Origin of the sequence: Enterobacter cloacae complex sp. SHL009, assembly GCF_049237205.1 — a bacterium.
Lineage (GTDB): Bacteria > Pseudomonadota > Gammaproteobacteria > Enterobacterales > Enterobacteriaceae > Enterobacter > Enterobacter cloacae_M.
In genome coordinates, this window is sequence record NZ_JBMKIW010000006.1 from 21765 (window position 1) to 45207 (window position 23443).

The following is a 23443-nucleotide window of genomic DNA, read 5'->3' on the forward strand; positions in this document are numbered from 1 at the left end:
TTAAAAATTAACGGAGATTAGCATGAAGCCGTCCGTCATTTTGTACAAAGCACTGCCGGAAGATCTGCAGAAACGCCTTGAAGAACACTTCACCGTCACGCAGGTGAAGAACCTGAGCCCGGAAACCGTGGCGCAGCACGCCGAAGCGTTCGCCAGCGCCGAAGGCCTGCTGGGTTCAAGCGAGAAAGTGGATATCGCCCTGCTGGAGAAAATGCCGAAGCTTCGTGCTACCTCTACCGTTTCCGTGGGTTACGACAATTTCGATGTGGATGCCCTTAACGCCCGCAAGATCCTGCTGATGCATACGCCACATGCCCTGACGGAAACCGTGGCCGATACGCTGATGGCGCTGGTACTCACCACGGCACGTCGTGTGGTGGAAGTAGCCGAGCGCGTCAAAGCGGGCGAATGGACAAAAAGCATTGGACCGGACTGGTTCGGCGTGGACGTTAACGGCAAAACGCTGGGCATTGTTGGCATGGGGCGTATCGGGCTGGCACTGGCGCAGCGCGCGCATTTTGGTTTTAACATGCCGATTCTGTATAACGCGCGTCGCCATCACGGTGAAGCCGAAGAACGCTTCAACGCCCGCTACTGCGAGCTGGATACCCTGCTGGAGGAAGCCGATTTTGTCTGCCTGGTTCTGCCGCTGACGGACGAAACCCGTCATCTGATAGGTAAAAAGGCGTTTGAAAAAATGAAGAAATCCGCCATTTTCATCAACGCGGGTCGCGGCCCGGTGGTGGATGAGAAGGCGCTGATTGAAGCTCTGCAGAACGGTGAGATCCATGCCGCAGGTCTGGACGTCTTTGAGCAGGAGCCGCTGCCGGTGGATTCCCCGCTGCTGGCAATGCCAAACGTCGTCGCCCTGCCCCACATCGGCTCAGCCACCCATGAGACGCGCTACAACATGGCGGCCACTGCGGTCGATAACCTTATCGCCGCCCTAAGCGGAAAGGTGGAGATAAACTGCGTGAACCCGCAGGTGCAACGATAGAAACGAAAAAACCCGCCAGAAGGCGGGTTTTTGAATTTTGTGCTACTGGGTTGGAAGCTTACAGGCTTACAACGTTACCAGCTGCTGGGCCTTTAGCGCCGCTTTCGATGGTGAAGGAAACTTTCTGACCTTCGTCCAGAGATTTGTAGCCATCGTTCTGGATAGCAGAGAAGTGTACGAACACGTCTTTAGAGCCATCGTCAGGAGTGATGAAGCCGAAACCTTTATCAGCGTTGAACCATTTTACCAGACCAGTCATTTTAGCAGACATAGAAATTACCTTATTAACAAATATATTGAGCCTTCCGGCTTGATGGATTGCGTTACAGATTTTTAAGCGATGAAGGAAGGGTCACAACGAAGGGTATCTATGGATAACAATCTGGACTGCTTTACTAAACTGCTTTAGGTCTGTGTAACAAACCGACGGGGATAGTTATACCGATGTGGTAGAAGAATGACAAGCGTTATTTTCCATAAGCATAAAAAAACCCCGCCGGGAGCGGGGTTTTTTCGGTTTATTCTGTGGCCGTGACGGCGGCACTCCAGGCCTGGCTAAAGGCCTGATGCTGGGAGGCCAGCGGCCCAATCAGCGTATTGTACTGGCTTGCCTGCTGCGAGGTCGGGAACTGAATGCCGTTGGCAACGAAGCTCACCTGAGTATCCTGCTGGGCAATAAAGTCGCCCACCTGAACCAGCTGCTGCGTGAAGATTTGCGCGGCCGGAATCAGCGGTTGCAGCGCTTCAGACGGTTTCGTCACCACTTTCTCATACACTTTGTCGAAGACAGGTTTGAGATCGTCACCCTGCTTCAGCGCAGAACGTGACGCGTCAGCCTGCATTTTCGCATTCTGCAACTGCTGGCTCAGTACGCCAAGCGCACCGTTGGACTGGCGAAGCGGTTCACGCTGCGTCATATAATCCTGCGGAACGCGAATGGCGTTCACGCTATCCACTACCGGGCGGATACCGGAATCCATCGCCTGGCTCACCTGCTGTGAATAACCATAAAGAATGGCATAATCGGACACGAAGGGGCCAAACTGTTTTTTCTGATCCGCAGTCAGCGTCGGCAACCGCTCGCCGCTGCGCATCACTGTATTCTGCAGAAAATCGATAAACGCTTTGCGCTGATCGCCTTCTTTATCAAAACACCCACTCAGGCTAACAACCATCAACAACGCCGCAATAGGCGCAAACCAGCGAGAGCAGGACTTTCCTGTCGCCATTTTATTACTCCTTTCACCCAAAAAAGCGCACACCGGCACACGCGTGCCCGACGCTGACAAGGATAGTCCAGGTCAGCCTTGCAAGATACTCTTTTCATGCAAAACGGCTATTGCCGATTTATTTCTTACCATTTACAAAAAAATACCTGCCGAAGCCGACATATGAGTAATCAGGTAATTAGCATAACTATCCATATCGCTGAATCGGGTAAAGCGATCGTTATCGCACGATTAATCACACCCGTGACGATCCTGGGTTCGTATTAGGGACTATTCTTAACTGGCTCTCTGATGTTCTTGATCACGATGTGAGATTTAAGAGGAGTCCTCAATGGAATATAAAGATCCTGAGTTTGAGCTGCTGAGCAGTCTGGAACAGATCATTTTTAAAGACGTACCGCAGACGATTAGCCTGCAACAAAAATCCAATCCCTTTACAGAATATGAGCAATTGCGCAAAGGGACAGGACTGAAAACCGAAGAATTCGCCAGAGCGATGGGTGTCAGCGTGGCTATGGTGCAGGAGTGGGAGTCAAAACGTGAGAAACCCACCCCAACCGAGTTAAGGCTGATGCGCCTGATTCAGGCCAACCCTGCACTCAGCAAACAGATAGCGTAGTGAAGATTGAATGCCCCCGCCTCTGCGGGGGCTTGTGTTTTAAAGGCTCTCGCAACGCCAGCCCGCCTCTTCCCATACCCACTCATGCGTTAACGTTAAGCCTCTTAAAAAAGCCTCGTCGTGTGATACCACCAGCAGAGCTCCGGGGAAACCGGCCAGCGCCGCTTCAATGGCCTGGACCGAGGCCAAATCCAGATGGTTGGTAGGTTCATCCAGCAGCAGAAGCTGGGTGGCCTCCGCGCGCCACAGCACGCAGGCCAGGGCGGCCTTAAGACGCTCGCCGCCGCTGAGCTCCGCCAGGGGGAGCGTAACTTTGTCGGCACCCAGTTGAAGCTGCGCCAGACGGGTTCGCAATACCCCCTCTTCCAGAGGCGTATGACTTAGGTTGAGATGCGTCATGACCGACTGCGAAAGATCGAGCCGGGACAGATGCTGGTCGAGATAAGCGCAGCTGACGGAAACCCTACAGGTACCCGAACGGGGAGCAATCTCGCCGAGGAGGGTTTTTAACAGCGTCGATTTGCCGCAGCCGTTCGGTCCCTTTAACGCCACGCGCATCGGTCCGTCCATTCGCAAGTTGAGCGGAGGAACAGGCACATGCGGCAGCACCAGATCCTCCAGCACCAGCACCTGCTTCCCCTCCGGGATCTGACTCCCCGGCAGGGTGAACATTACCGGGTTATCTTCCTCAACGCGTTCACGCGCCTTATTTACCGCGGCGTTCAGGGCTTCATTTTGCTCGCTGTGCTGTTTTTTCCAGGAGCCGATCCGCTCCTTTGCCGCGCCTTTATATTTGACCCGCTCGAACGACGCGATATTCAGGGTATCGACGGTGCGCAATGTCTTTGCCGAACGCCGCTGGCTATCGTCATGCTCTTTTTGCATGCGTACCCGGGTGCGCTTGCGCTCGGTTGCCGCATGTTCCAGCGCCGCGCGGGCCGCCTGCTGTTCGGCATCGCGCTGGGTTTGATAATCCGCATAATTCCCGCCGTAGCTGCGCAGGCCCGAGGCGCTCAGCTCAAGGATACGCGGCACCTGCTCCAGAAGTTCGCGGTCATGGGAGGCTACCAGCACGCCGCCCTGAAAACGATGGAGCTGGTCGTAGAACCACGCCCGGCCCTGTCGGTCCAGATGGTTAGTGGGCTCGTCCAGCAGCATGAAATCCGCCTCAGCCGTAAACGCCCCGCACAGCAGGGCGCGAATGCGCTCGCCGCCGCTGAGTTCGCCGGCGGGTTTATCCGGATCAAACGGTGGGAGCTGCGCATTGATAAACGCCTCGCTCAGGCGCTCGGCAACATCCCAGCGGCCGTCAAGCAGCTCCAGATCGTCAGGCTGATAATCGCCGCTGTCGATGCGCTTACGCGCCGCAAAAATCGCGTCATACCCGAGCAGCTCAGCAAGCGTCGTCTGCGGCGAAATGACGTGCTGCTGCGCCACCCAGGCATGCGAGCCAAAGCGTTCAATATGACCGGAAGCCGGTTCGTCCAGCCCCGCCAGCAGACGCAGCAGACGCGTTTTCCCGCTGCCGTTGCGGCCAACCAGCGCGCACAGGGAGGGTTCCAGCGTGAGATTCAGCGGACCAAAAAGGGTATCGCCCGTCGGAAACTGACAGGTGACCTGATGCAAAATAAAAGAAGGGGACTGCGCAAAATGAGCCATAAGCACTCCTGAATGAAATCAAAACATCCCCTGCCGACGCGGTGGCGTTTAGCAAGGATCGAAATTCATCAGTCGTGTTTGTTCATTTTTGGGGGGCGCTCCAGCGCGAGAAAGTTAACACGTTAAGGATAGCGGTAATGCGTTGACGGTTTCAAGGTTAAATTTTGGTCGAATTGTACTCCCTCTCCCTTTGGGCTGAGGGATCCCCACCAAATATTGTCTGCACTGACGGCCCCCTCTCCCTTGAGGGAGAGGGCTGGGGTGAGGGGAAGCATACGGCTCTGGTAGTCATTCCGTTCACTTTATGTTCCTTGCTACTCTGTAAAGACAATACCCGTGAACGTGCCAGGGTGGCTCAGTCGCCACCGCCATGGCGTCGCTGTAAAACCTCTACCCGAAGTATGCTTCTCATTACGGTAATTTTGCGAGCCTCTTTCCAGAAATGGTAATATCCTCAGCGACATAGCTCAAAACTGTTGCCGCCTGTTTTGATGAGCAGTAAGTTCTCTTCGCACCTGCAAAATCAGGTGCCGGGATTGGAACCCTGAATCACTTCACTGGCGACACAGGCTCTGTGTCGTACGGCCTGTTGCATCTCAATGGCGGGCCGGACAGGGGCGCAGCAAAGCGCGCTGGTGTCAGTGAGGCCAGTCGTTCCAACCTTGTTCGGTTCCGCCACCAGCGAGCCTGGAACCTCCCGTGGCGGAAGATATACCACTCACTGAGGTTATTTTATGTCATTGACTGACTCTTTAATCACCCTGCACTTCAACCACGCCACCGACTTCACCGAACTGGCGGATAACTGCGAACGTTTTACCGACGCAATTGTAGATTGCGAACAACGTGCCCACAAAATGGCGCTTTACGGCAGACTCTATGCCTGTCTGAATCTTCTGCAACCCACGCTTCCGGATCCTGTTCCGGACGCTTTAAAAGCCAGCCTGACCGTGAAGGAACTCCCGTCACGCGTTCCGGCTTTCGAACCCGAATGCGATCTGCTGGGGCGCTACTGTCAGGAGATTACGCAGATGTTGATGAACGGCTCACTGCCGCGACAATCTGAAATCGTGATGGAAGATTTGCTGTGCGAGCTGGTCAGCTACTTTGCCGATACGCTGAAGGCGCCGCGCTGGCTGCAGACAGACGAAGGCACAATCGCGATCGGCTAAACCTGCCGGATGACGCTGCGCTTATCCGGCCTACAAAAGCCCCATAAAAAAACCCGCCGAAGCGGGTTTTTAGCATTTGTAACATCGGGCACATTACTGCAGCAGCGAAATATCCGCGACGCGCAGGAACAGCTCGCGCAGTTTTTCGAGCATGGAGAGACGGTTAACGCGCAGCTCTTTATCTTCGACGTTCACCATCACTTTCTCGAAGAAGGCGTCGATAACGTCACGCAGCTCGGCCAGCTCCACCAGCGCTTCCTGGTAGCGACCTTCCGCGAAGTACGGCTCGAGCTTGTCGCGCAGCACCACAACCTGCATCGCCAGGGCGATCTCTTCCGGCTCTTTCAGGGTTGCAGCGTTCACGCGCTCGTTCAGCGTCTCGTCGGATTTCGCGAGGATGTTGGATACACGCTTGTTGGCCGCGGCCAGGGCAGATGCCGCTTCCAGCGTACGGAAGTGGGAAACCGCCTTCATACGCGCATCGAAATCAGCCGGACGGGTTGGACGACGCGCCAGCACCGCCTGAATGGTGTCAACGGTGTAACCTTCGTCCTGATACCACGCGCGGAAACGACCGAGCATAAAGTCGATCACATCATCCACAACGTTCGCGTTGGTCAGCTTGTCGCCGTACAGACGCACCGCTTCTTCGGTCAGGGTCTGCAGATCGAGGTTCAGGTTCTTCTCAACGATGATACGCAGCACGCCCAGCGCGGCACGACGCAGCGCAAACGGGTCTTTGTCGCCTTTTGGATGCTGACCGATACCGAAGATACCCGCCAGGGTGTCCATCTTATCGGCGATCGCCACGGCACACGCAACCGGGTTGGACGGCAGTTCGTCACCCGCAAAGCGCGGCTGATACTGCTCGTTCAGGGCGACGGCTACATCTTCCGCTTCGCCATCGTGACGCGCGTAGTGCATGCCCATCACGCCCTGGGTGTCGGTAAATTCGAACACCATGTTGGTCATCAGGTCGCATTTAGACAGCAGGCCAGCACGGGTGGCGTGGTTGACGTCCGCACCGATTTCACGGGCAATCCAGCCGGACAGCTCCGCAATGCGGTCGGTCTTGTCGCGCAGCGTGCCCAGCTGCTGCTGGAACAGCACGGTCTGCAGGCGCGGCAGGTTATCTTCCAGACGCTTTTTGCGGTCGGTGTTGAAGAAGAACTCGGCATCCGCCAGGCGCGGACGCACTACTTTCTCGTTACCGGAGATAATCTGGATCGGATCTTTCGATTCGATGTTTGCCACGAAGATGAAGTTTGGCAGCAGCTTGCCGTCGTTGGCGTAAACCGGGAAGTACTTCTGGTCACCCTTCATGGTGTACACCAGCGCTTCAGCCGGAACGGCCAGGAATTTCTCTTCGAACTTCGCCGTCAGCACAACAGGCCATTCAACCAGAGAAGTCACTTCTTCCAGCAGGCTGTCGCTCAGGTCGGCGTTACCGCCAATCTGGCGTGCCGCTTCTTCGGCGTCCGCTTTGATTTTGGCTTTACGCTGCTCATAGTCGGCAATAACTTTACCGCGCTCCAGCAGGATCTGCGGATACTGGTCAGCATTGTCGATGGTGAATTTTGGCTCGCCCATAAAGCGGTGGCCGCGAATCACGCGATCGGACGCCACGCCCAGAATGGTCGCCGGAATAACGGTGTCGCCCAGCAGCAGGGTCACGGTGTGAACCGGACGCACGAAGTGCACGTCGGACGCGCCCCAGCGCATCAGCTTAGGAATCGGCAGCTTCGCCAGAGACGTGGCAATCATGTCCGGCAGCAGCGCTTCCGCGCTTTCGCCTTTCACGTGCGCACGGTACAGCAGCCACTCGCCTTTATCCGTGGTCAGACGCTCGGCCTGATCGACGGTGATGCCGCAGCCGCGCGCCCAGCCTTCAGCCGCTTTGCTCGGCTTGCCTTCCGCGTCAAACGCCTGGGCAATCGCCGGGCCACGTTTTTCGACTTCGCGATCCGGCTGAGACGCCGCCAGGTTAGCCACTTTCAGCGCCAGACGACGCGGTGCAGCAAACCACTCAATTTTACCGTGTGCCAGGCCAGCGTTATCCAGCTCGGCGGTCACGTTTGCAGCGAAAGATTCAGCCAGGCTGCGCAGGGCTTTTGGTGGCAGCTCTTCAGTGCCGATTTCCACCAGGAAAGTTTTCTCAGACATGGCCGCCTCTTATTCGTTTTCTTTGATGTCTTCTGACTTCAACTTGTTGCACATCGGGAAGCCAAGGGCTTCACGGGACGCATAGTAAGCTTCTGCAACGGCTTTGGTCAGGGTACGAATACGCAGAATGTAGCGCTGACGTTCAGTCACGGAGATGGCTTTGCGGGCGTCCAGCAGGTTGAAGCTGTGGGCGGCCTTCAGAATACGCTCGTAGGCAGGCAGCGGCAGCGGAGTCTCCAGCGCCAGCAGCTGCTGCGCTTCTTTCTCATACTGCTCGAAGCAGGTGAACAGGAAGTCCACGTCCGCATATTCGAAGTTATAGGTGGATTGCTCCACTTCGTTCTGATGGAACACGTCGCCGTAGGTGGTTTTACCCAGCGGGCCGTCGCTCCAGACCAGGTCGTAAACGCTGTCTACGCCCTGAATGTACATGGCCAGACGTTCCAGACCGTAGGTGATTTCACCGGTGATTGGCTTACATTCCAGACCACCCACCTGCTGGAAGTAAGTGAACTGGGTCACTTCCATGCCGTTCAGCCACACTTCCCAACCCAGACCCCAGGCACCCAGCGTTGGGTTTTCCCAGTTATCTTCCACGAAACGGATGTCGTGGATGGTTGGATCCATACCCAGCTCTTTCAGCGACCCGAGGTACAGTTCCTGAATGTTGTCGGGTGATGGCTTAATCACCACCTGGAACTGATAGTAATGCTGCAGACGGTTCGGGTTCTCACCGTAACGACCATCGGTCGGACGACGGGAAGGTTGCACATACGCGGTCGCCATTGGCTCTGGCCCCAACGCGCGCAGGCTGGTCATCGGGTGTGAAGTGCCGGCGCCGACTTCCATGTCCAAAGGTTGAACAATGGTACAGCCCTGACGAGCCCAGTAATCCTGTAAGGTCAGGATCAGGCCCTGGAAGGTCTTGGTATCAAACTTTTGCATAGTATTTCGTGCTGGATACGTGTGGTTTTAAATGGAAGGGACCAGTATACCCGCTGGCTGCAAGATATACAGTACGAAACGGGGTTGTTTAGGGAAAATTGGGAAATAAGCCTTCCGGCCAGAACGCTGACGGCGTCTGGCTGCTGATTATACGAGCAGGCTAGCGCATGGAGAGATGTAAAAACTGACCATCCGCATCAAACGAGCAGACAAAGCCCTCTTTACGCGCCGTATATCCTCTTAGTTCATAGCTGCCCTGAAAGCGCTCGAATCCGATGATGTTAATTTTCTGAATGTCCGAGTTATAGCGGCGGGCGGCCTTGTCCTTGCAGAGAGACTCCATATTCAACGAACGTTCCGGACTCATTTTACCCTGCTGCGCTTTTTGCACAGGTGCTTCTTGCGGCGCGCTGCATCCCGCCAGGATCACCAGCAGAAAGAGTGACGCCGCACGCTTCATCATCATTTTTATTACCGCCCTGGTCAGTGGCTGTTATTTTTAATATCAACACTTTTATAGATTAAGGTCTGCCATTCTGCGAATCTCACGGTCTCCCGGCAAGCCTGCGCATAAAACTCAGAATTTTCCAAGCGAAGACTTTTGGACAATGGCAGTCACACTCAATTTACAGGGAATACGAGGAACTGATGCAGTCAAAAATTAACTGGATTGATAACCTGCGAGGAATAGCGTGTCTGATGGTGGTCATGATCCACACGACGACCTGGTACGTCACGAATGCCCACAGCATCAGCCCCGTTAACTGGGATATCGCCAATATTCTCAACTCTGCGTCACGCGTCAGCGTGCCGCTATTCTTTATGATTTCCGGCTTTCTCTTTTTTGGCGAACGTAGCGCGCAGCCGCGGCACTTCATCCGCATAGCGGCCTGCCTGGGGTTCTACAGCGCCGTTGCCCTGCTCTATATCACGCTGTTCACCTCCATTAACGCCGGGCTATCGCTGAAATACGTGCTGCAAAAACCGGTGTTCTACCACCTGTGGTTCTTCTTCGCCATTATCGTTATCTATCTGGTCTCCCCGCTCATCCAGGTAAAAAACGTCAGCGGTAAAATGCTTCTGGCCCTGATGGTGGTTATCGGTATTGTCGCCAACCCGAATACGCTCTCACAGAAAATCGACGGATTTGAGTGGTTGCCGGTGAACCTTTATATCAATGGCGATACTTTTTACTACGTGCTTTACGGCATGCTGGGGCGCGCCATCGGGATGATGGACACGCAAAAACGCGGTCTGAACTGGCTCTGCGGGGCGCTGTTTATCGCTGGGGTGGCGGTGATTTCACGCGGGACGCTGCACGAGCTGCAGTGGCGCGGCAATTTTGCCGATACGTGGTATCTCTATTGCGGGCCGATGGTCTTTATCTGTGCCGTTTCGCTGCTCACGCTCGCCAAAAATACCCTGAACGCGCGCGCCCTGCCCATGCTGAGTCTTATCTCGCGGCACTCTCTTGGGATTTACGGTTTTCATGCGCTGGTGATCCACGCGCTGCGCACGAGAGGCGTTGAGCTTAAAAGCTGGCCGGTGCTGGATATCGTCTGGATTTTTGCCGCCACGCTGGCGATCAGCCTGCTGCTGTCGATGCTGCTGCAAAAAATAGACGTTCGCCGCTTCGTCAGTTAACGCTGCGCTGCCGGGCACGATGATACTGGCGCGGGGAGGAAAACCCTGCCGCCAGTGAGGCCTGTTCCACGCCGCGCCCCTGCAATAGCCACTGTTCCGCCACCGCCAGACGCAGCTGCTCCAGATAATCGCGAACGCTAATCCCTAAATGTGACTGGAAAAGCCGGGTGAGATGACGCGGGCTGACGTGCGCCAGTGCGGCAATGTCAGGCAAGCTCCACGCTTTTTGCGGCTCGGCGGTGAGCGCATCCTGCGCCCGATGGATCGCCGGGTGAAGATGATTGCGGTAGCGCAGCCACGGGGATAGCTGGGGATCGTCACCGGAACGGCGGAACCAGACCACCATCTCACGCGCCACGGTCAGCGCCTTTTCGGGGCCGCACAGGCGGTTAATCATGTGCAGCGCCAGATCGATGCCTGACGTGATCCCCGCGCTGGTCCAGATGTTCTCATCCTGCACAAAGATGCGGTTTTCTTTAATCGTCGCCGTGGGGGCCGCGGTGCGTAAACGGCTAATAACGTCATGATGGGTCGTGCACTGCCGGTTGTTCAACAGGCCCGATTTCGCCGCCAGTAAGGCCCCTGAACAGACGCACATCACGGTGATTTCCTGGCGCAGGATCTGCGGCTGCAGGCACATCAGCCAGTGCTGGATCTGCTGCGCCTGTGGCGTTGAGAACTGACTGCGGGAGTCGCTCACACCCGGCAGCACCAGCAGGCTGCCTTCCGGGAGACGCTCCGGCAGCGGCTGAATGCCGCTCATCGTCAGGCCAATGGACGTCGGAACCTCAGATTGCGGGCCAATGTAATGCAGGCGAAACGCGTCGCCTGCCAGCACAAAGGTTTCTGCCGGGCCGGTCATGTCTAATGACAGCACCCCGGGCAACATCACGAACCAGACGTCGATGCTCATTACAGGGACTCCAGCGTCTCCGCTACCGTTTTAATCTCGGCAAAACGCCCGGACAGTACCGTCTCGGTACGATGGCGAATTTCCGCTGCGCTAAGGGTTATCCCCTTGTACGTCATGGGAAACGTCAGCGTTGCCTCACTAACAAAGGTCACAGCATAACCCAGATCGGAAGCCACCCGGGCGGTGGTTTCACAGCATTGCTCAGTACGAATTCCGCAGATAATCACACTGTTGATATCACGCTCGCGCAGCCAGCGGTCAAGCCCGGTATCCGTGAAGGCATTATGGAGGAGTTTCTGGAAAACCACATCCGGCTGATGACGTAAAAAGGCCATCGGTTTGACATAGCCGCTTTCCAGAGTGAAAGGACCGTCTTCATCCACGTGAAAAATATCAATGACCGGAATGTTGCGCGCCTGGCAGCCTTCGATCAGCCCCAGCATCGCCTGCTGAAAGGCAGGAATTTCGTCCTCCTGCCAGTAATTGCGGTGATGGAATGACTGCTGAGTATCGATGTTGATTAATGCAATGCGTGACATGATAAATCTCCTCGCCAGTGGGTGTAACACCATACTGGCAAGGAAATGAAGGCACGCACAGACCAAAAAAGGACATCCTCGTGCCTCTCCAGGACAAGCGTATTTACGACATCAGAGGCAGCAGCTGCTGGTAGATTTTGCGGAACACGTCGCGCCTTTCCGCGTACCGCGCATGGCGCGTTGCATCAGGCAAATGCGCCTGTTCAAGCTTCAGCTGCGGCAACAGTTGCGAAAGCAGCTGTTCCGGATGAATGGCTATCTGCGCCAGACGCGCGGCACCGAGCGCGGGCCCGACATCCCCGCCGGTGCGGAAATCCAGCTGCAAACCGCTGATATCCGACAGCATCTGTCGCCAGTAAGGGCTTCGCGCACCGCCGCCAATCAGGGTGACGCTCGTCGGTTTCAGGCCGCAGTCGTGCACCACGTCCATCCCGTCGGCCAGCGCATAGCCCACGCCTTCCAGAACCGCACGCGCCAGTTCTGCCGGGCCATGTTGATGGGTTAAACCAAAGAACACCCCTTTCGCTTCCGGGTTGTTGTGCGGCGTACGCTCGCCGGAAAGATACGGTAAAAACCAGACGGTACCCGCAGCGTCATCCGCCTGCTGGGCTGCGGAAATGAGAGCCGGAACGTCGGCCATGCCGGTGAGTTTTGCCGCCCAGTCCAGGCAGGATGCCGCGCTGAGCATCACCGACATCAAATGCCATTTCCCGGGAAGGGCATGACAGAAACTGTGCACAGCGCTTTCAGGATTACTGCGATACCCGTCGCTGACGGCAAAATAGACGCCAGACGTTCCCAGTGACAGCATCGCCTGGCCCGCCTCAACCATCCCTACACCGACTGCGCCCGCCGCGTTATCGCCGCCCCCGGCTACCACCGGTACGGCAGGCATATTCCAGCGTTCAGCAACGGCTGGCAGCAGTGCGCCTGTCACCTCACAGCCTTCGTACAGCGCGGGCATATGTTCCCGGGTCAAATGGCAGGCATCCAGCATCGCCTCGCTCCAGTCGCGCTTCGCCACGTCGAGCCACATGGTGCCCGCGGCATCCGACATGTCGCTGGCGAAATCGCCCGTCATGCGAAAACGCAGATAGTCTTTCGGCAGCAGGACTTTCGCCACCTGACGGAAAATCTCCGGTTCATGGCGCTGCACCCACAGCAATTTGGGCGCAGTAAAGCCGGGCATCATCAGGTTACCGGTAATCTCGCGGGAATTGGGTACGCGTTCCTCAAGAAGCGCACACTCTTCCGCACAGCGGCCATCGTTCCAGAGGATCGCAGGACGCAACACACGATGCTGGCTATCGAGCAGCGTAGCGCCGTGCATTTGTCCGGCAATCCCCAGCGCTTTCACGTCGCGCAGGCTGTGCTGCTCACCTAAGGCTTTGATTGCGCGATCCGTCGCCTGCCACCACTGTTCCGGATCCTGTTCCGACCACAGCGAATGCGGACGTGAAACCTGCAGCGTTTCCGTCTGCGTTGCTAACACGTCGCCCTGCTCGCTCAACAGGATAGCTTTCACACCCGATGTGCCAAGATCGATCCCGATATACATTACGGTGACTCCTTTAACAGAAATGCCCGGTGGCGCTAACGCTTACCGGGCCTACGTGCATCTTCAGCTCAATCACTTATCAAACAGATAGTGGTTTACGAGATTTTCCAGCAGTTCCTGGTGCCCGCTCTGGTGCTGCGGCGCCAGCTGCTGTTGTTCAGCGTACTTCGCAATTTCCGCCAGCGATAACTGACCTTTCAAGATTTGCTGGCCCAGCTCACTGTTCCAGCCGCTGTAACGCTTCGCTACGCGCTTATCCAGCTCGCCGTCTTCAATCATGCGCGCGGCCACTTTCAGCGCCAGCGCCATGGTGTCCATCGCGCCAATGTGGCCGTAGAACAGATCGTATTTGTCGGTGCTCTGACGACGTACCTTGGCGTCAAAGTTCAGGCCGCCGGTGGTGAAACCGCCCGCTTTGACGATCTCGTACATCACCAGCGCATTCTCTTCCACGCTGTTCGGGAACTGATCGGTGTCCCAGCCCAGCTGTGCATCGCCACGGTTCGCATCGACAGAGCCGAAAATGCCCAGCGCAATGGCAGACGCGATCTCGTGATGGAAAGAGTGGCCCGCCAGCGTGGCGTGGTTGGCTTCAATGTTCACTTTGATCTCTTTTTCCAGACCGAACTGCTTCAGGAAGCCATACACTGTCGCCACGTCGTAGTCATACTGGTGCTTGGTCGGTTCCTGCGGTTTCGGCTCGATCAGCAGCGTGCCGCGGAAGCCGATTTTGTGCTTATGGTCGACAACCATCTGCATAAAGCGGCCAATCTGCTCGCGCTCCTGACGCAGGTCGGTGTTCAGCAGCGTTTCATAACCTTCACGGCCACCCCACAGGACATAGTTCTCGCCACCCAGCTGATGCGTAGCGTTCATTGCCGTCACCACCTGCGTGGCTGCCCAGCTAAACACTTCCGGATCCGGATTGGTTGCCGCGCCCGCGCCGTAGCGTGGGTTGGTGAAGCAGTTTGCCGTGCCCCAGAGCAGCTTCACGCCGCTTTGCTGCTGTTTCGCCGCCAGTACATCCACCATCTGCGCAAAATTGTTCAGATACTCTTTCAGCGACGCCCCTTCCGGCGACACGTCCACGTCATGGAAGCAGTAGTACGGCACGTTCAGCTTGTGGAAGAACTCAAACGCCACATCGGCTTTGCGCTTTGCCAGCTCAATGGCCTCACCCGGCTGCTGCCACGGGCGGTCAAAGGAACCCACGCCGAACATATCGGCGCCGTTCCAGCAGAAGGTATGCCAGTAACAGGCGGCAAAGCGCAGATGATCTTCCATGCGCTTACCCAGCACCAGCTCATCCGGGTTGTAGTGACGAAATGCTAAAGGATTGGTCGTTTTTGGGCCTTCGTAACGAACACGATCGAGTTGGTCGAAATAAGCTTGCATATTGAGCTCCATAATCAGGGTATGCGGCGAGTCGTTGATACAGGAGTAATAGTGAATAGACATTTTGGGTTGCTCAATTACGTTATTTCACACTGCTATTGAGAGAATGCACAACTGTGCGCTGGCTCGCAAAATAATGCGCAGACAAACTATTTTTCGGCGCGTATTCCAGAATCAAATGTAATTAAGACGTTACGTATTTTAAAATCCGATCGCGGTCATAAATTCAGAAATAAACCAAATATCATAATGAGAAGATAAAAATCTGTAATTGCCAGCCCGCCTTTCCGCGTTAAAAATTTGCTGCGTCTCAGCAGTGAATGTTTCTTTTATCTCAGCAACACATACCCCTACAAAAAGGCCTAATAATTATGAAGATAAAGAACCTGACTCTAACGCTCTGCACTACGCTCCTCCTTGCAAGCTTTGCAGGACATGCCAAAGAGGTCAAAATTGGTATGGCGATTGACGACCTCCGCCTGGAGCGCTGGCAAAAAGATCGCGATATTTTTGTGAAGAAAGCAGAATCCCTCGGCGCCAGCGTGTTTGTTCAGTCGGCTAATGGCAATGAAGAAACACAAATGTCGCAGATCGAGAATATGATCAACCGTGGCGTCGATGTTCTGGTCATTATCCCCTATAACGGCCAGGTATTAAGTAACGTGGTGAAAGAAGCCAAACAGGAAGGCATAAAAGTCCTGGCCTATGACCGCATGATTAATAATGCGGATATTGATTATTATATTTCGTTCGACAATGAAAAAGTCGGGGAATTACAGGCGCAAAGCCTGATCGACAAAGTGCCTCAGGGCAATTATTTTCTGATGGGCGGCTCTCCGGTAGATAACAACGCCAAACTGTTCCGCGAAGGGCAAATGAAAGTCCTTAAGCCGTACATCGATAACGGGAAAATTAAAGTGGTTGGCGATCAGTGGGCCGACGGCTGGCTGCCAGAAAACGCGCTGAAAATTATGGAAAACGCGCTGACGGCCAACAACAACAAAATTGATGCGGTTGTGGCCTCCAACGATGCCACTGCAGGCGGTGCTATCCAGGCCCTGACCGCACAGGGGCTGGCCGGAAAAGTCGCCATTTCAGGACAGGATGCCGATCTGGCTGGCGTAAAACGCATTATCGCAGGCACCCAAACCATGACGGTCTACAAACCGATTACCCAGCTGGCCAATACGGCGGCGGAAATCGCCGTGGAGCTGGGCAATGGCAAACAACCTAAAGCAGATGCAACGCTGAATAACGGCCTGAAAGACGTTCCAGCTCGCCTGCTCACGCCGATTGAAGTCAACAAAGAGAACATTGACGCCACCGTGGTTAAAGACGGTTTCCACAAGAAGAGCGAACTGTAATCCGGCGCAGCCCCTGCTCTGCGGGGGCGCATCACGTTGTACTGTTCTTCCCTCGGGTTATGTGGAGCGGTTATGCCCTATTTACTTGAAATGAAAAGCATCACCAAGCGCTTCGGCACGGTGAAAGCCGTCGACAACGTTAGCCTCCGGTTGAACCCCGGCGAAGTGGTTTCGCTGTGCGGCGAGAACGGCTCGGGCAAGTCGACGCTGATGAAAGTGTTGTGCGGGATTTACCCCCACGGCAGCTACGAAGGCGAAATCGTCTTTGCCGGCGAAGTGATTCAGGCGACACACATCCGCGATACCGAGCGCAAAGGCATCGCCATTATTCACCAGGAGCTGGCGCTGGTGAAGCATCTCACCGTGCTGGAGAACATTTTCCTCGGGGCCGAAATTTCCCACCGCGGCGTGCTGGATTACGACACCATGACGCTCCGCTGCGAAAAGCTGCTGGCGCAGGTGAGCCTCAACATTTCACCGGATACCCGCGTGGGGGATCTGGGCCTCGGGCAACAGCAGCTGGTCGAAATAGCGAAAGCGCTTAATAAGCAGGTCAGGCTGCTGATCCTTGATGAGCCCACGGCCTCGCTCACCGAACAGGAAACCGCGGTTCTGCTCAACATCATTCGCGATCTGCAAAACCACGGCATCGCCTGTATCTACATTTCGCACAAGCTGAACGAGGTTAAAGCTATTTCGGACGCCATCTGCGTGATCCGCGACGGGCAGCACATCGGCACGCGTGAAGCCGCAGGCATGAGTGAAGATGACATCATCACCATGATGGTGGGCCGCGAGCTGACGGCGCTCTACCCGAATGAACCCCACGCAACGGGCGATGAAGTGCTGCGCGTGGAAAACCTGACCGCGTGGCACCCCGTTAACCGCCACATCAAGCGCGTCAATAACGTCTCGTTTTCCCTTCACAGCGGTGAAATTCTTGGGATTGCTGGCCTCGTCGGTGCCGGGCGCACCGAAGCCGTACAGTGCCTGTTTGGCGTGTGGCCTGGGCGCTGGGAGGGCACGGTTTATATCGACGGTCAGCCGGTGAAAATCGACAACTGCCAGCAGGCGATTGCCCACGGCATTGCCATGGTGCCGGAAGATCGTAAGAAAGACGGCATCGTACCGGTGATGGCTGTGGGTAAAAACATTACGCTTGCGGCACTCGATCGGTTCTCCGGCGCGCTGAGCAGCCTGGACGACGCCGCCGAGCAGCAGTGCATCCTCCAGTCGCTTGCCCGGCTGAAGGTCAAAACCTCCTCGCCGGAACTGGCGATTGGCCGTCTGAGCGGGGGAAACCAGCAGAAGGCGATTCTGGCACGCTGCCTGCTTCTCAATCCACGCATTTTAATCCTTGATGAGCCCACGCGCGGGATTGATATCGGAGCCAAATACGAAATCTACAAACTGATTAATCAGCTTGTACAGCAAGGGATTGCCGTCATCGTCATCTCGTCTGAGTTACCCGAAGTGCTCGGCCTGAGCGACCGCGTGCTGGTCATGCACGAGGGAAAACTGAAAGCCAACCTGATTAACCAGAACCTGACGCAGGAGCAGGTGATGGAAGCCGCTTTAAGGAGCGAACGTCATGTCGAAAAGCAATCCGTCTGATATCAAAGTCGCTGTTCCGACGCCCGGTGCGTTCGCGGGGCTAAAAGCGCTGAACCTGCAGGTTTTCGTAATGATCGCAGCAATCATCGTCATCATGTTGTTCTTCACGTGGATGACGGATGGCTCTTACCTGAGCGCGCGTAACGTCTCCAACCTGCTCCGCCAGACTGCCATCACCGGCATTCTGGCCGTGGGCATGGTCTTCGTGATTATCTCTGCGGAAATCGACCTGTCGGTCGGTTCGATGATGGGTCTGCTTGGCGGCGTGGCGGCGATTTTCGACGTCTGGCTTGGATGGCCGCTGCCGCTGACCGTGGCGGTCACGCTGGTGCTGGGTCTGGTTCTGGGTGCCTGGAACGGCTGGTGGGTTGCCTACCGTAAGGTGCCATCGTTCATTGTCACCCTGGCGGGGATGCTGGCCTTTCGCGGGATCTTAATCGGCATCACTAACGGCACCACCGTCTCCCCGACCAGTGCAGCCATGTCGCAGATTGGTCAGAGTTACCTCTCGGATAGCGTGGGCTTTGCCCTCGGTGTGGCGGGGTTGCTGGGGTTTGTCGCGTGGCAGTGGCGTGGACGCATGCGTCGTCAGGCGCTGGGGCTGGCTTCTCCGGCGTCAACATCGGTGGTGGGGCGTCAGGCGCTCACGGCGGTCATTGTGCTCGGCGCCATCTGGCTTTTAAACGACTATCGCGGCGTTCCGACCCCCGTCCTGCTGCTGGCGCTTCTGCTGCTGGGCGGCATGTTTATGGCCACGCGCACCGCGTTTGGTCGCCGTATTTATGCCATTGGCGGCAACCTTGAAGCGGCCCGCCTCTCGGGTATCAATGTCGAGCGTACCAAGCTGGCGGTCTTCGCCATTAACGGCCTGATGGTCGCTATCGCCGGGCTGATCCTCAGCTCGCGTCTGGGCGCCGGTTCTCCCTCCGCCGGTAACATCGCCGAGCTGGATGCTATCGCCGCCTGCGTCATTGGCGGCACCAGCCTCGCAGGGGGTATCGGTAGCGTGGCGGGCGCGGTCATGGGGGCATTTATCATGGCGTCGTTGGATAACGGGATGAGTATGATGGACGTCCCGACGTTTTGGCAGTATATCGTCAAGGGGGCCATTCTTTTACTGGCAGTCTGGATGGACTCGGCCACCAAGCGACGGGCCTGATAACCGTATTGTGACTTAATTGGGAAGTGAGCCATGTTTGAAAAGCGTCACCGCATTACGTTGTTATTCAATGCCAATAAAGCCTACGACCGTCAGGTGGTAGAAGGTGTTGGTGAATATTTGCAGGCGTCGCAATCTGAATGGGATATTTTTATTGAAGAAGATTTTCGCACCCGTCTGGAGAACATCAAAGACTGGCTGGGCGATGGCGTCATCGCCGACTATGACGATCCCGTCATCGAGCAGCTGCTGACCGACGTCGACGTCCCGATTGTGGGCGTCGGCGGCTCCTATCATGCGCCCGAACACTATCCGCCGGTCCACTATATTGCCACCGATAACCATGCCCTGGTCGAGGCCGCCTTTCTCCATTTAAAAGAGAAAGGCGTCCATCGCTTCGCGTTTTATGGGTTACCGGCCACCAGCGGCAAGCGCTGGGCCGTTGAGCGAGAACACGCGTTTTGCCAGCTGGTCGCACAGGAGAAGTATCGCGGCGTGGTGTACCAGGGGCTGGAGACCGCGCCGGAAAACTGGCAGCACGCGCAAAACCGCCTGGCGGACTGGCTGCAAACGCTGCCGCCGCAAACCGGTATTATCGCCGTGACGGACGCTCGCGCGCGGCACGTGCTGCAGGTCTGCGAACACTTACACATTCCGGTGCCCGAAAAGCTGTGCGTGATTGGCATAGATAACGAAGAACTGACCCGCTATCTGTCTCGCGTGGCGCTCTCCTCCGTTGCTCAGGGCACGCGTCAGATGGGCTATCAGGCGGCGAAGCTGCTGCATCGTCTGCTGGATAAAGAATCTCTGCCGCTTCAGCGTTTGCTCGTGCCTCCTGTCCGCGTGGTGGAACGTCGCTCAACCGATTATCGCTCCTTAAGCGACCCGGCCGTCATTCAGGCCATGCACTACATTCGCAACCACGCCTGCAAAGGGATTAAGGTCGATCAGGTGCTGGATTCGGTGGGCATTTCGCGTTCGAATCTGGAAAAGCGTTTTAAAGAAGAGGTAGGCGAAACCATTCATGCCGTCATCCATGCTGAAAAGCTGGAGAAAGCACGCAGCTTGCTCATTTCCACGTCACTGTCGATCAACGAAATCTCGCAGATGTGCGGTTACCCGTCTCTGCAATACTTCTATTCGGTGTTCCGCAAAGAGTATGACACCACGCCGAAGGAGTATCGGGATCGCCACAGCGAGGTGCTGATATAGAAAAAAAAACGCCTTCCACTGGAAGGCGTTTTTTTTGAGATTACATATGGGCGGCGATTAAACGCTGGTTATCCTGGTACATGGCGAACAGATAGTTGTTATAGCTCTGTCCCTTTGTCGAATAACCTTTCAGCTTGTGGATCATCGTACTGGCCGTCACTTCCTGGTCCGCTTTACGCAGCTGAGCGCGGGATTTACGGAACGATGAGTAGGCCGGATGCGTATTCAGATTCACCACGTAGGCGCTGACGGAATCCTTCACAGATTCAAACTGCGAATAGCCTTTTACCTTGCCAGGAGCATTGTTACAACGACCTTTCACACATTTCATGCCGAAAAGGTTGTTGTTGCTACGCGCAAGCTTAGAAGTACCCCAGCCGCTTTCGGCAGCAGCCATGGTCGCAACCATGCTGCCCGGGATGATATCTACACGCTCAAGGAGAGCATTCCACGGCACACGACGGGTGTTACCGTTCCAGCTCAGCTTGTAGCGCTTCGTGATATCTTTCAGACGCGCGCGCTCTGACGGCGACCAGCGGCTATCGTACTGTTTAGAAATCAGCCAGTTACGATCCGCAGTAATCGCGGCATTTTGACTCGTGATGTAAGGCATTACCGTCCGGAGAAACGCTTTTTTCCTTGGTGTTCCGGAAGGGTATTTTCGCAAATCAGGAAGTGAACTACTCTTTGCACTATTGCGAGAATACTCTTGTTTACTGCTAACCTTACTACTTGTCGTCTTTATTACGTGGGCTTTCTTACTCGTTGTATCCGTGTGCGTCTTCGCAAGCACCTCACCCGAAAATGCCGTGGTGAGTAACATGAGTATCGCAGCCCCATATCGTCGAATGGGAGTCGATATCATTAGGTCTCCTGGTCGGATGTAATCATCCCAACACCTTATTTTTTTCACAAATTTGAGAGCGGAATCTCAAATCATATCAAAAATAGACTTCAAGAGCACGTATAGAAATAGTCCAATTCCGAAACTATGTCACCTGAAACTTGCTCATAAAAACATCATTCCACAAAAACTGTGTGCGCTATCGCAGATAACTGCCTAATTTTGCGCGAGATCACTCATCCTCACGCATCCTCCTGGCAGAAAACGACAGGGGATGAGTTTCATCCCCCCGCCTGATGGCACACTGGTCAAAAATGCCGCGACAGGAAAAAGGAATGAAACGTACCGCATTAGCCTTTCTGATGTTACCCGCACTGGCACATGCCGACTGGTCATCGCCGGGGTTTAACGCATTTACCGCCGAAGGCACCGGTGTCTTCACCAGCCAGGCAAAGCTTGCGAAGGGTACGCGTCCTCTGACGCTGAGTTTTGACAAGACGTGCTGGCAGCCTGCGGATGCGATAAAACTCAATGAGATGCTGTCGCTCAAGCCCTGTGACGGCACGCCGCCGCAGTGGCGCCTTTTCCGCGACGGTGACTACCAGATGCGGATTGATACCCGCTCCGGCACGCCCACCCTCATGCTGACGATTCAGAGTACCGCAGAACAGCCGGTTGCAAACGTTATCCGCCAGTGTCCGAAGTGGGACGGCAAACCGCTGACGCTGGACATCAGCAGTACCTTCCCGGAAGGCTCCGTGATGCGCGACTACTACAGTAAACAGACGGCGACGGTGCAGAATGGAAAAATCACCCTGCAGCCAGCCGCTAACAGTAACGGCCTGCTGCTGCTTGAGCGCGCCGAAACCGACAGGCCGGCGCCGTTTAGCTGGCAAAACGCCACCGTCTATTTTGTGCTGACCGACCGTTATGTGAATGGTGACCCGGGCAACGACAACAGCTACGGTCGTCATAAAGACGGTATGCAAGAGATTGGCACCTTCCACGGCGGGGATCTCAAAGGACTTGCCGGCAAGCTCGATTATTTACAGCAGTTGGGGGTGAACGCGCTCTGGATAAGCTCCCCGCTTGAGCAGATCCACGGCTGGGTAGGCGGTGGCACCAAAGGAGATTTCCCCCACTACGCCTATCACGGCTACTACACCCAGGACTGGACCAGGCTCGACGCCAACATGGGCACCGAAGATGATTTACGCCATCTTGTCGACGAAGCGCACAAGCGCGGGATCCGCGTTCTGTTTGATATCGTTATGAACCACGTTGGCTATGCCACGCTGGCAGACATGCAGGAATTTCAGTTTGGTGCCCTGTACCTTCAGGGTGATGAGCTGAAAAAGACGCTGGGAGAACGCTGGACGGACTGGAAGCCGGGCGCGGGCCAAAGCTGGCACAGCTTTAACGACTACATCAACTTTAGCGACAAAGCCGCATGGGAGAAATGGTGGGGCAAGAAATGGATCCGCACGGACATCGGCGATTACGACAACCCTGGCTTCGACGATTTGACCATGTCGCTGGCATTTCTGCCGGATCTGAAAACGGAATCCACGACGCCTTCCGGATTGCCTAACTTTTACCAACACAAGCCCGACACCCGCGCGAAGGCCATCCCGGGATATACCCCGCGCGATTATCTGACCCACTGGCTGAGCCAGTGGGTACGCGACTACGGCATCGACGGTTTCCGGGTGGATACGGCGAAACACGTTGAGCTTGCGGCCTGGCAACAGCTGAAAGACCAGGCAAGCCAGGCGCTGGCCGCCTGGAAAGGGGCGAACCCGGACAAAAAGCTCGACAACGCACCCTTCTGGATGACCGGGGAATCCTGGGGCCACGGGGTGATGCAAAGCGATTATTACCGCCACGGTTTTGATGCGATGATTAACTTTGACTATCAGGAGCAGGCGGCAAAAGCGGTGGATTGTCTGGCAGATATGGATCTCACCTGGCAGCAGATGGCGGAAAAGCTGCAAAGCTTCAACGTGCTGAGCTATCTCTCATCACACGATACGCGTCTGTTCCGCGAAGGGGGCCAGCGAGCTGCGGAGCTGCTTCTGTTAGCACCGGGCAGCGTACAAATCTATTACGGGGATGAATCCGAGCGTCCGTTCGGGCCGACAGGTTCTGACCCATTACAGGGCACCCGATCAGATATGAACTGGCAGGACGTCACGGGCAAGCAGGCCCTAACCGTCGCCCACTGGCAAACGCTGGGTCAGTTCCGCGCCCGCCATCCGGCGATCGGTGAAGGCAAGCAAACCACATTGTCGCTGAAAGAGGGATATGGCTTCGTGCGAGAGCACAAGGGCGATAAGGTGATGGTGGTATGGGCAGGTAATCAATAATTCTCCCCCACCCTAACCCTCTCCCCGCAGGGGAGAGGGAACCGCACGGCG

The 23443-nt window shown here is 55.8% G+C and carries 20 protein-coding genes; 9 read left to right on the plus strand and 11 right to left on the minus strand.

What is annotated here, in order from left to right; genetic code table 11:
• Positions 1 to 22: 22 nt before the first annotated feature.
• Positions 23 to 997, plus strand: coding sequence for a glyoxylate/hydroxypyruvate reductase GhrB (gene ghrB / locus ACOTZC_RS14895; protein WP_047173771.1), 975 nt, complete (start codon positions 23 to 25; stop codon positions 995 to 997).
• A gap of 58 nt (positions 998 to 1055) precedes the next feature.
• On the opposite strand, the gene cspE is transcribed toward ghrB, so the two are convergent.
• Positions 1056 to 1268: a transcription antiterminator/RNA stability regulator CspE gene (cspE, locus tag ACOTZC_RS14900; RefSeq protein WP_003860775.1), complete on the minus strand. Its 213-nt coding sequence runs from the start codon at positions 1266 to 1268 to the stop codon at positions 1056 to 1058.
• A 247-nt stretch (positions 1269 to 1515) separates the two neighbouring features.
• On the minus strand, positions 1516 to 2226 hold the full coding sequence (locus ACOTZC_RS14905; protein WP_023309949.1) for a DUF3053 domain-containing protein: 711 nt from the start codon (positions 2224 to 2226) through the stop codon (positions 1516 to 1518).
• Between the two features lie 331 nt (positions 2227 to 2557).
• On the opposite strand from ACOTZC_RS14905, the gene ACOTZC_RS14910 reads away from it, so the two are divergent.
• A complete protein-coding gene (locus tag ACOTZC_RS14910; RefSeq protein WP_023309948.1) occupies positions 2558 to 2845 on the plus strand; it encodes an HTH-type transcriptional regulator in 288 nt (95 codons plus the stop codon).
• 39 nt (positions 2846 to 2884) lie between these two features.
• Here the strand turns inward: ACOTZC_RS14910 and ACOTZC_RS14915 are convergent, their stop codons facing one another.
• Positions 2885 to 4504, minus strand: a complete 1620-nt coding sequence (locus tag ACOTZC_RS14915; protein ID WP_248191588.1) for an ABC-F family ATP-binding cassette domain-containing protein — start codon at positions 4502 to 4504, stop codon at positions 2885 to 2887.
• A gap of 734 nt (positions 4505 to 5238) precedes the next feature.
• Here ACOTZC_RS14915 and ACOTZC_RS14920 point away from each other — a divergent pair.
• Complete coding sequence (locus ACOTZC_RS14920) at positions 5239 to 5676, plus strand: hypothetical protein (protein WP_421635847.1); 438 nt, start codon at positions 5239 to 5241, stop codon at positions 5674 to 5676.
• 93 nt (positions 5677 to 5769) lie between these two features.
• On the opposite strand, the gene glyS is transcribed toward ACOTZC_RS14920, so the two are convergent.
• From glyS to ACOTZC_RS14935, 3 genes are all read right to left on the minus strand, one after another.
• Positions 5770 to 7839 carry a glycine--tRNA ligase subunit beta gene (gene glyS, locus ACOTZC_RS14925; protein WP_248191589.1) on the minus strand — a complete coding sequence of 690 codons (2070 nt, stop codon included), beginning with the start codon at positions 7837 to 7839 and terminating at the stop codon, positions 5770 to 5772.
• Between the two features lie 9 nt (positions 7840 to 7848).
• A complete protein-coding gene (gene glyQ, locus ACOTZC_RS14930) occupies positions 7849 to 8784 on the minus strand; it encodes a glycine--tRNA ligase subunit alpha (protein WP_126330506.1) in 936 nt (311 codons plus the stop codon).
• Positions 8785 to 8944: 160 nt separating this feature from the next.
• The gene (locus tag ACOTZC_RS14935) at positions 8945 to 9250 is read right to left on the minus strand and encodes a YsaB family lipoprotein (RefSeq protein WP_047173767.1); all 306 of its coding nucleotides are present in this window, start codon (positions 9248 to 9250) and stop codon (positions 8945 to 8947) included.
• A 182-nt stretch (positions 9251 to 9432) separates the two neighbouring features.
• Between ACOTZC_RS14935 and ACOTZC_RS14940 the strand changes: the two genes are divergently transcribed.
• The gene (locus ACOTZC_RS14940) at positions 9433 to 10428 is read left to right on the plus strand and encodes an acyltransferase (RefSeq protein WP_421635848.1); all 996 of its coding nucleotides are present in this window, start codon (positions 9433 to 9435) and stop codon (positions 10426 to 10428) included.
• Here ACOTZC_RS14940 and ACOTZC_RS14945 read toward each other — a convergent pair.
• From ACOTZC_RS14945 to xylA, 4 genes are all read right to left on the minus strand, one after another.
• On the minus strand, positions 10421 to 11341 hold the full coding sequence (locus tag ACOTZC_RS14945; protein ID WP_047173766.1) for a GlxA family transcriptional regulator: 921 nt from the start codon (positions 11339 to 11341) through the stop codon (positions 10421 to 10423). The two genes, ACOTZC_RS14940 and ACOTZC_RS14945, sit on opposite strands and share 8 nt — an antisense overlap.
• Positions 11341 to 11880, minus strand: a complete 540-nt coding sequence (locus ACOTZC_RS14950; RefSeq protein WP_421635849.1) for an isochorismatase family protein — start codon at positions 11878 to 11880, stop codon at positions 11341 to 11343. The genes ACOTZC_RS14945 and ACOTZC_RS14950 overlap by 1 nt, the downstream gene beginning before the upstream one ends.
• A gap of 103 nt (positions 11881 to 11983) precedes the next feature.
• Positions 11984 to 13438, minus strand: coding sequence for a xylulokinase (gene xylB / locus ACOTZC_RS14955; RefSeq protein ID WP_045400248.1), 1455 nt, complete (start codon positions 13436 to 13438; stop codon positions 11984 to 11986).
• A 72-nt stretch (positions 13439 to 13510) separates the two neighbouring features.
• A complete protein-coding gene (gene xylA, locus ACOTZC_RS14960) occupies positions 13511 to 14833 on the minus strand; it encodes a xylose isomerase (RefSeq protein ID WP_087823749.1) in 1323 nt (440 codons plus the stop codon).
• A gap of 371 nt (positions 14834 to 15204) precedes the next feature.
• On the opposite strand from xylA, the gene xylF reads away from it, so the two are divergent.
• The 4 genes from xylF (at position 15205) to xylR (ending at position 20182) form a co-directional block, all read left to right on the plus strand.
• Positions 15205 to 16197: a D-xylose ABC transporter substrate-binding protein gene (gene xylF / locus ACOTZC_RS14965; RefSeq protein ID WP_045619363.1), complete on the plus strand. Its 993-nt coding sequence runs from the start codon at positions 15205 to 15207 to the stop codon at positions 16195 to 16197.
• A 72-nt stretch (positions 16198 to 16269) separates the two neighbouring features.
• The gene (locus ACOTZC_RS14970) at positions 16270 to 17811 is read left to right on the plus strand and encodes a xylose ABC transporter ATP-binding protein (RefSeq protein ID WP_045400253.1); all 1542 of its coding nucleotides are present in this window, start codon (positions 16270 to 16272) and stop codon (positions 17809 to 17811) included.
• Entirely contained in the window at positions 17789 to 18970 is a 1182-nt protein-coding gene (gene xylH, locus ACOTZC_RS14975) for a xylose ABC transporter permease XylH (RefSeq protein ID WP_213751784.1), read from the plus strand. Before ACOTZC_RS14970 ends, xylH begins: the two co-directional genes overlap by 23 nt.
• 33 nt (positions 18971 to 19003) lie before the next feature.
• Entirely contained in the window at positions 19004 to 20182 is a 1179-nt protein-coding gene (xylR, locus tag ACOTZC_RS14980; RefSeq protein ID WP_023309935.1) for a D-xylose utilization transcriptional activator XylR, read from the plus strand.
• 40 nt (positions 20183 to 20222) lie between these two features.
• Here the strand turns inward: xylR and ACOTZC_RS14985 are convergent, their stop codons facing one another.
• The gene (locus tag ACOTZC_RS14985) at positions 20223 to 21047 is read right to left on the minus strand and encodes a protein bax (RefSeq protein WP_032661838.1); all 825 of its coding nucleotides are present in this window, start codon (positions 21045 to 21047) and stop codon (positions 20223 to 20225) included.
• A 314-nt stretch (positions 21048 to 21361) separates the two neighbouring features.
• On the opposite strand from ACOTZC_RS14985, the gene ACOTZC_RS14990 reads away from it, so the two are divergent.
• Positions 21362 to 23392: an alpha-amylase gene (locus ACOTZC_RS14990; protein WP_248162857.1), complete on the plus strand. Its 2031-nt coding sequence runs from the start codon at positions 21362 to 21364 to the stop codon at positions 23390 to 23392.
• Positions 23393 to 23443 lie beyond the last annotated feature (51 nt).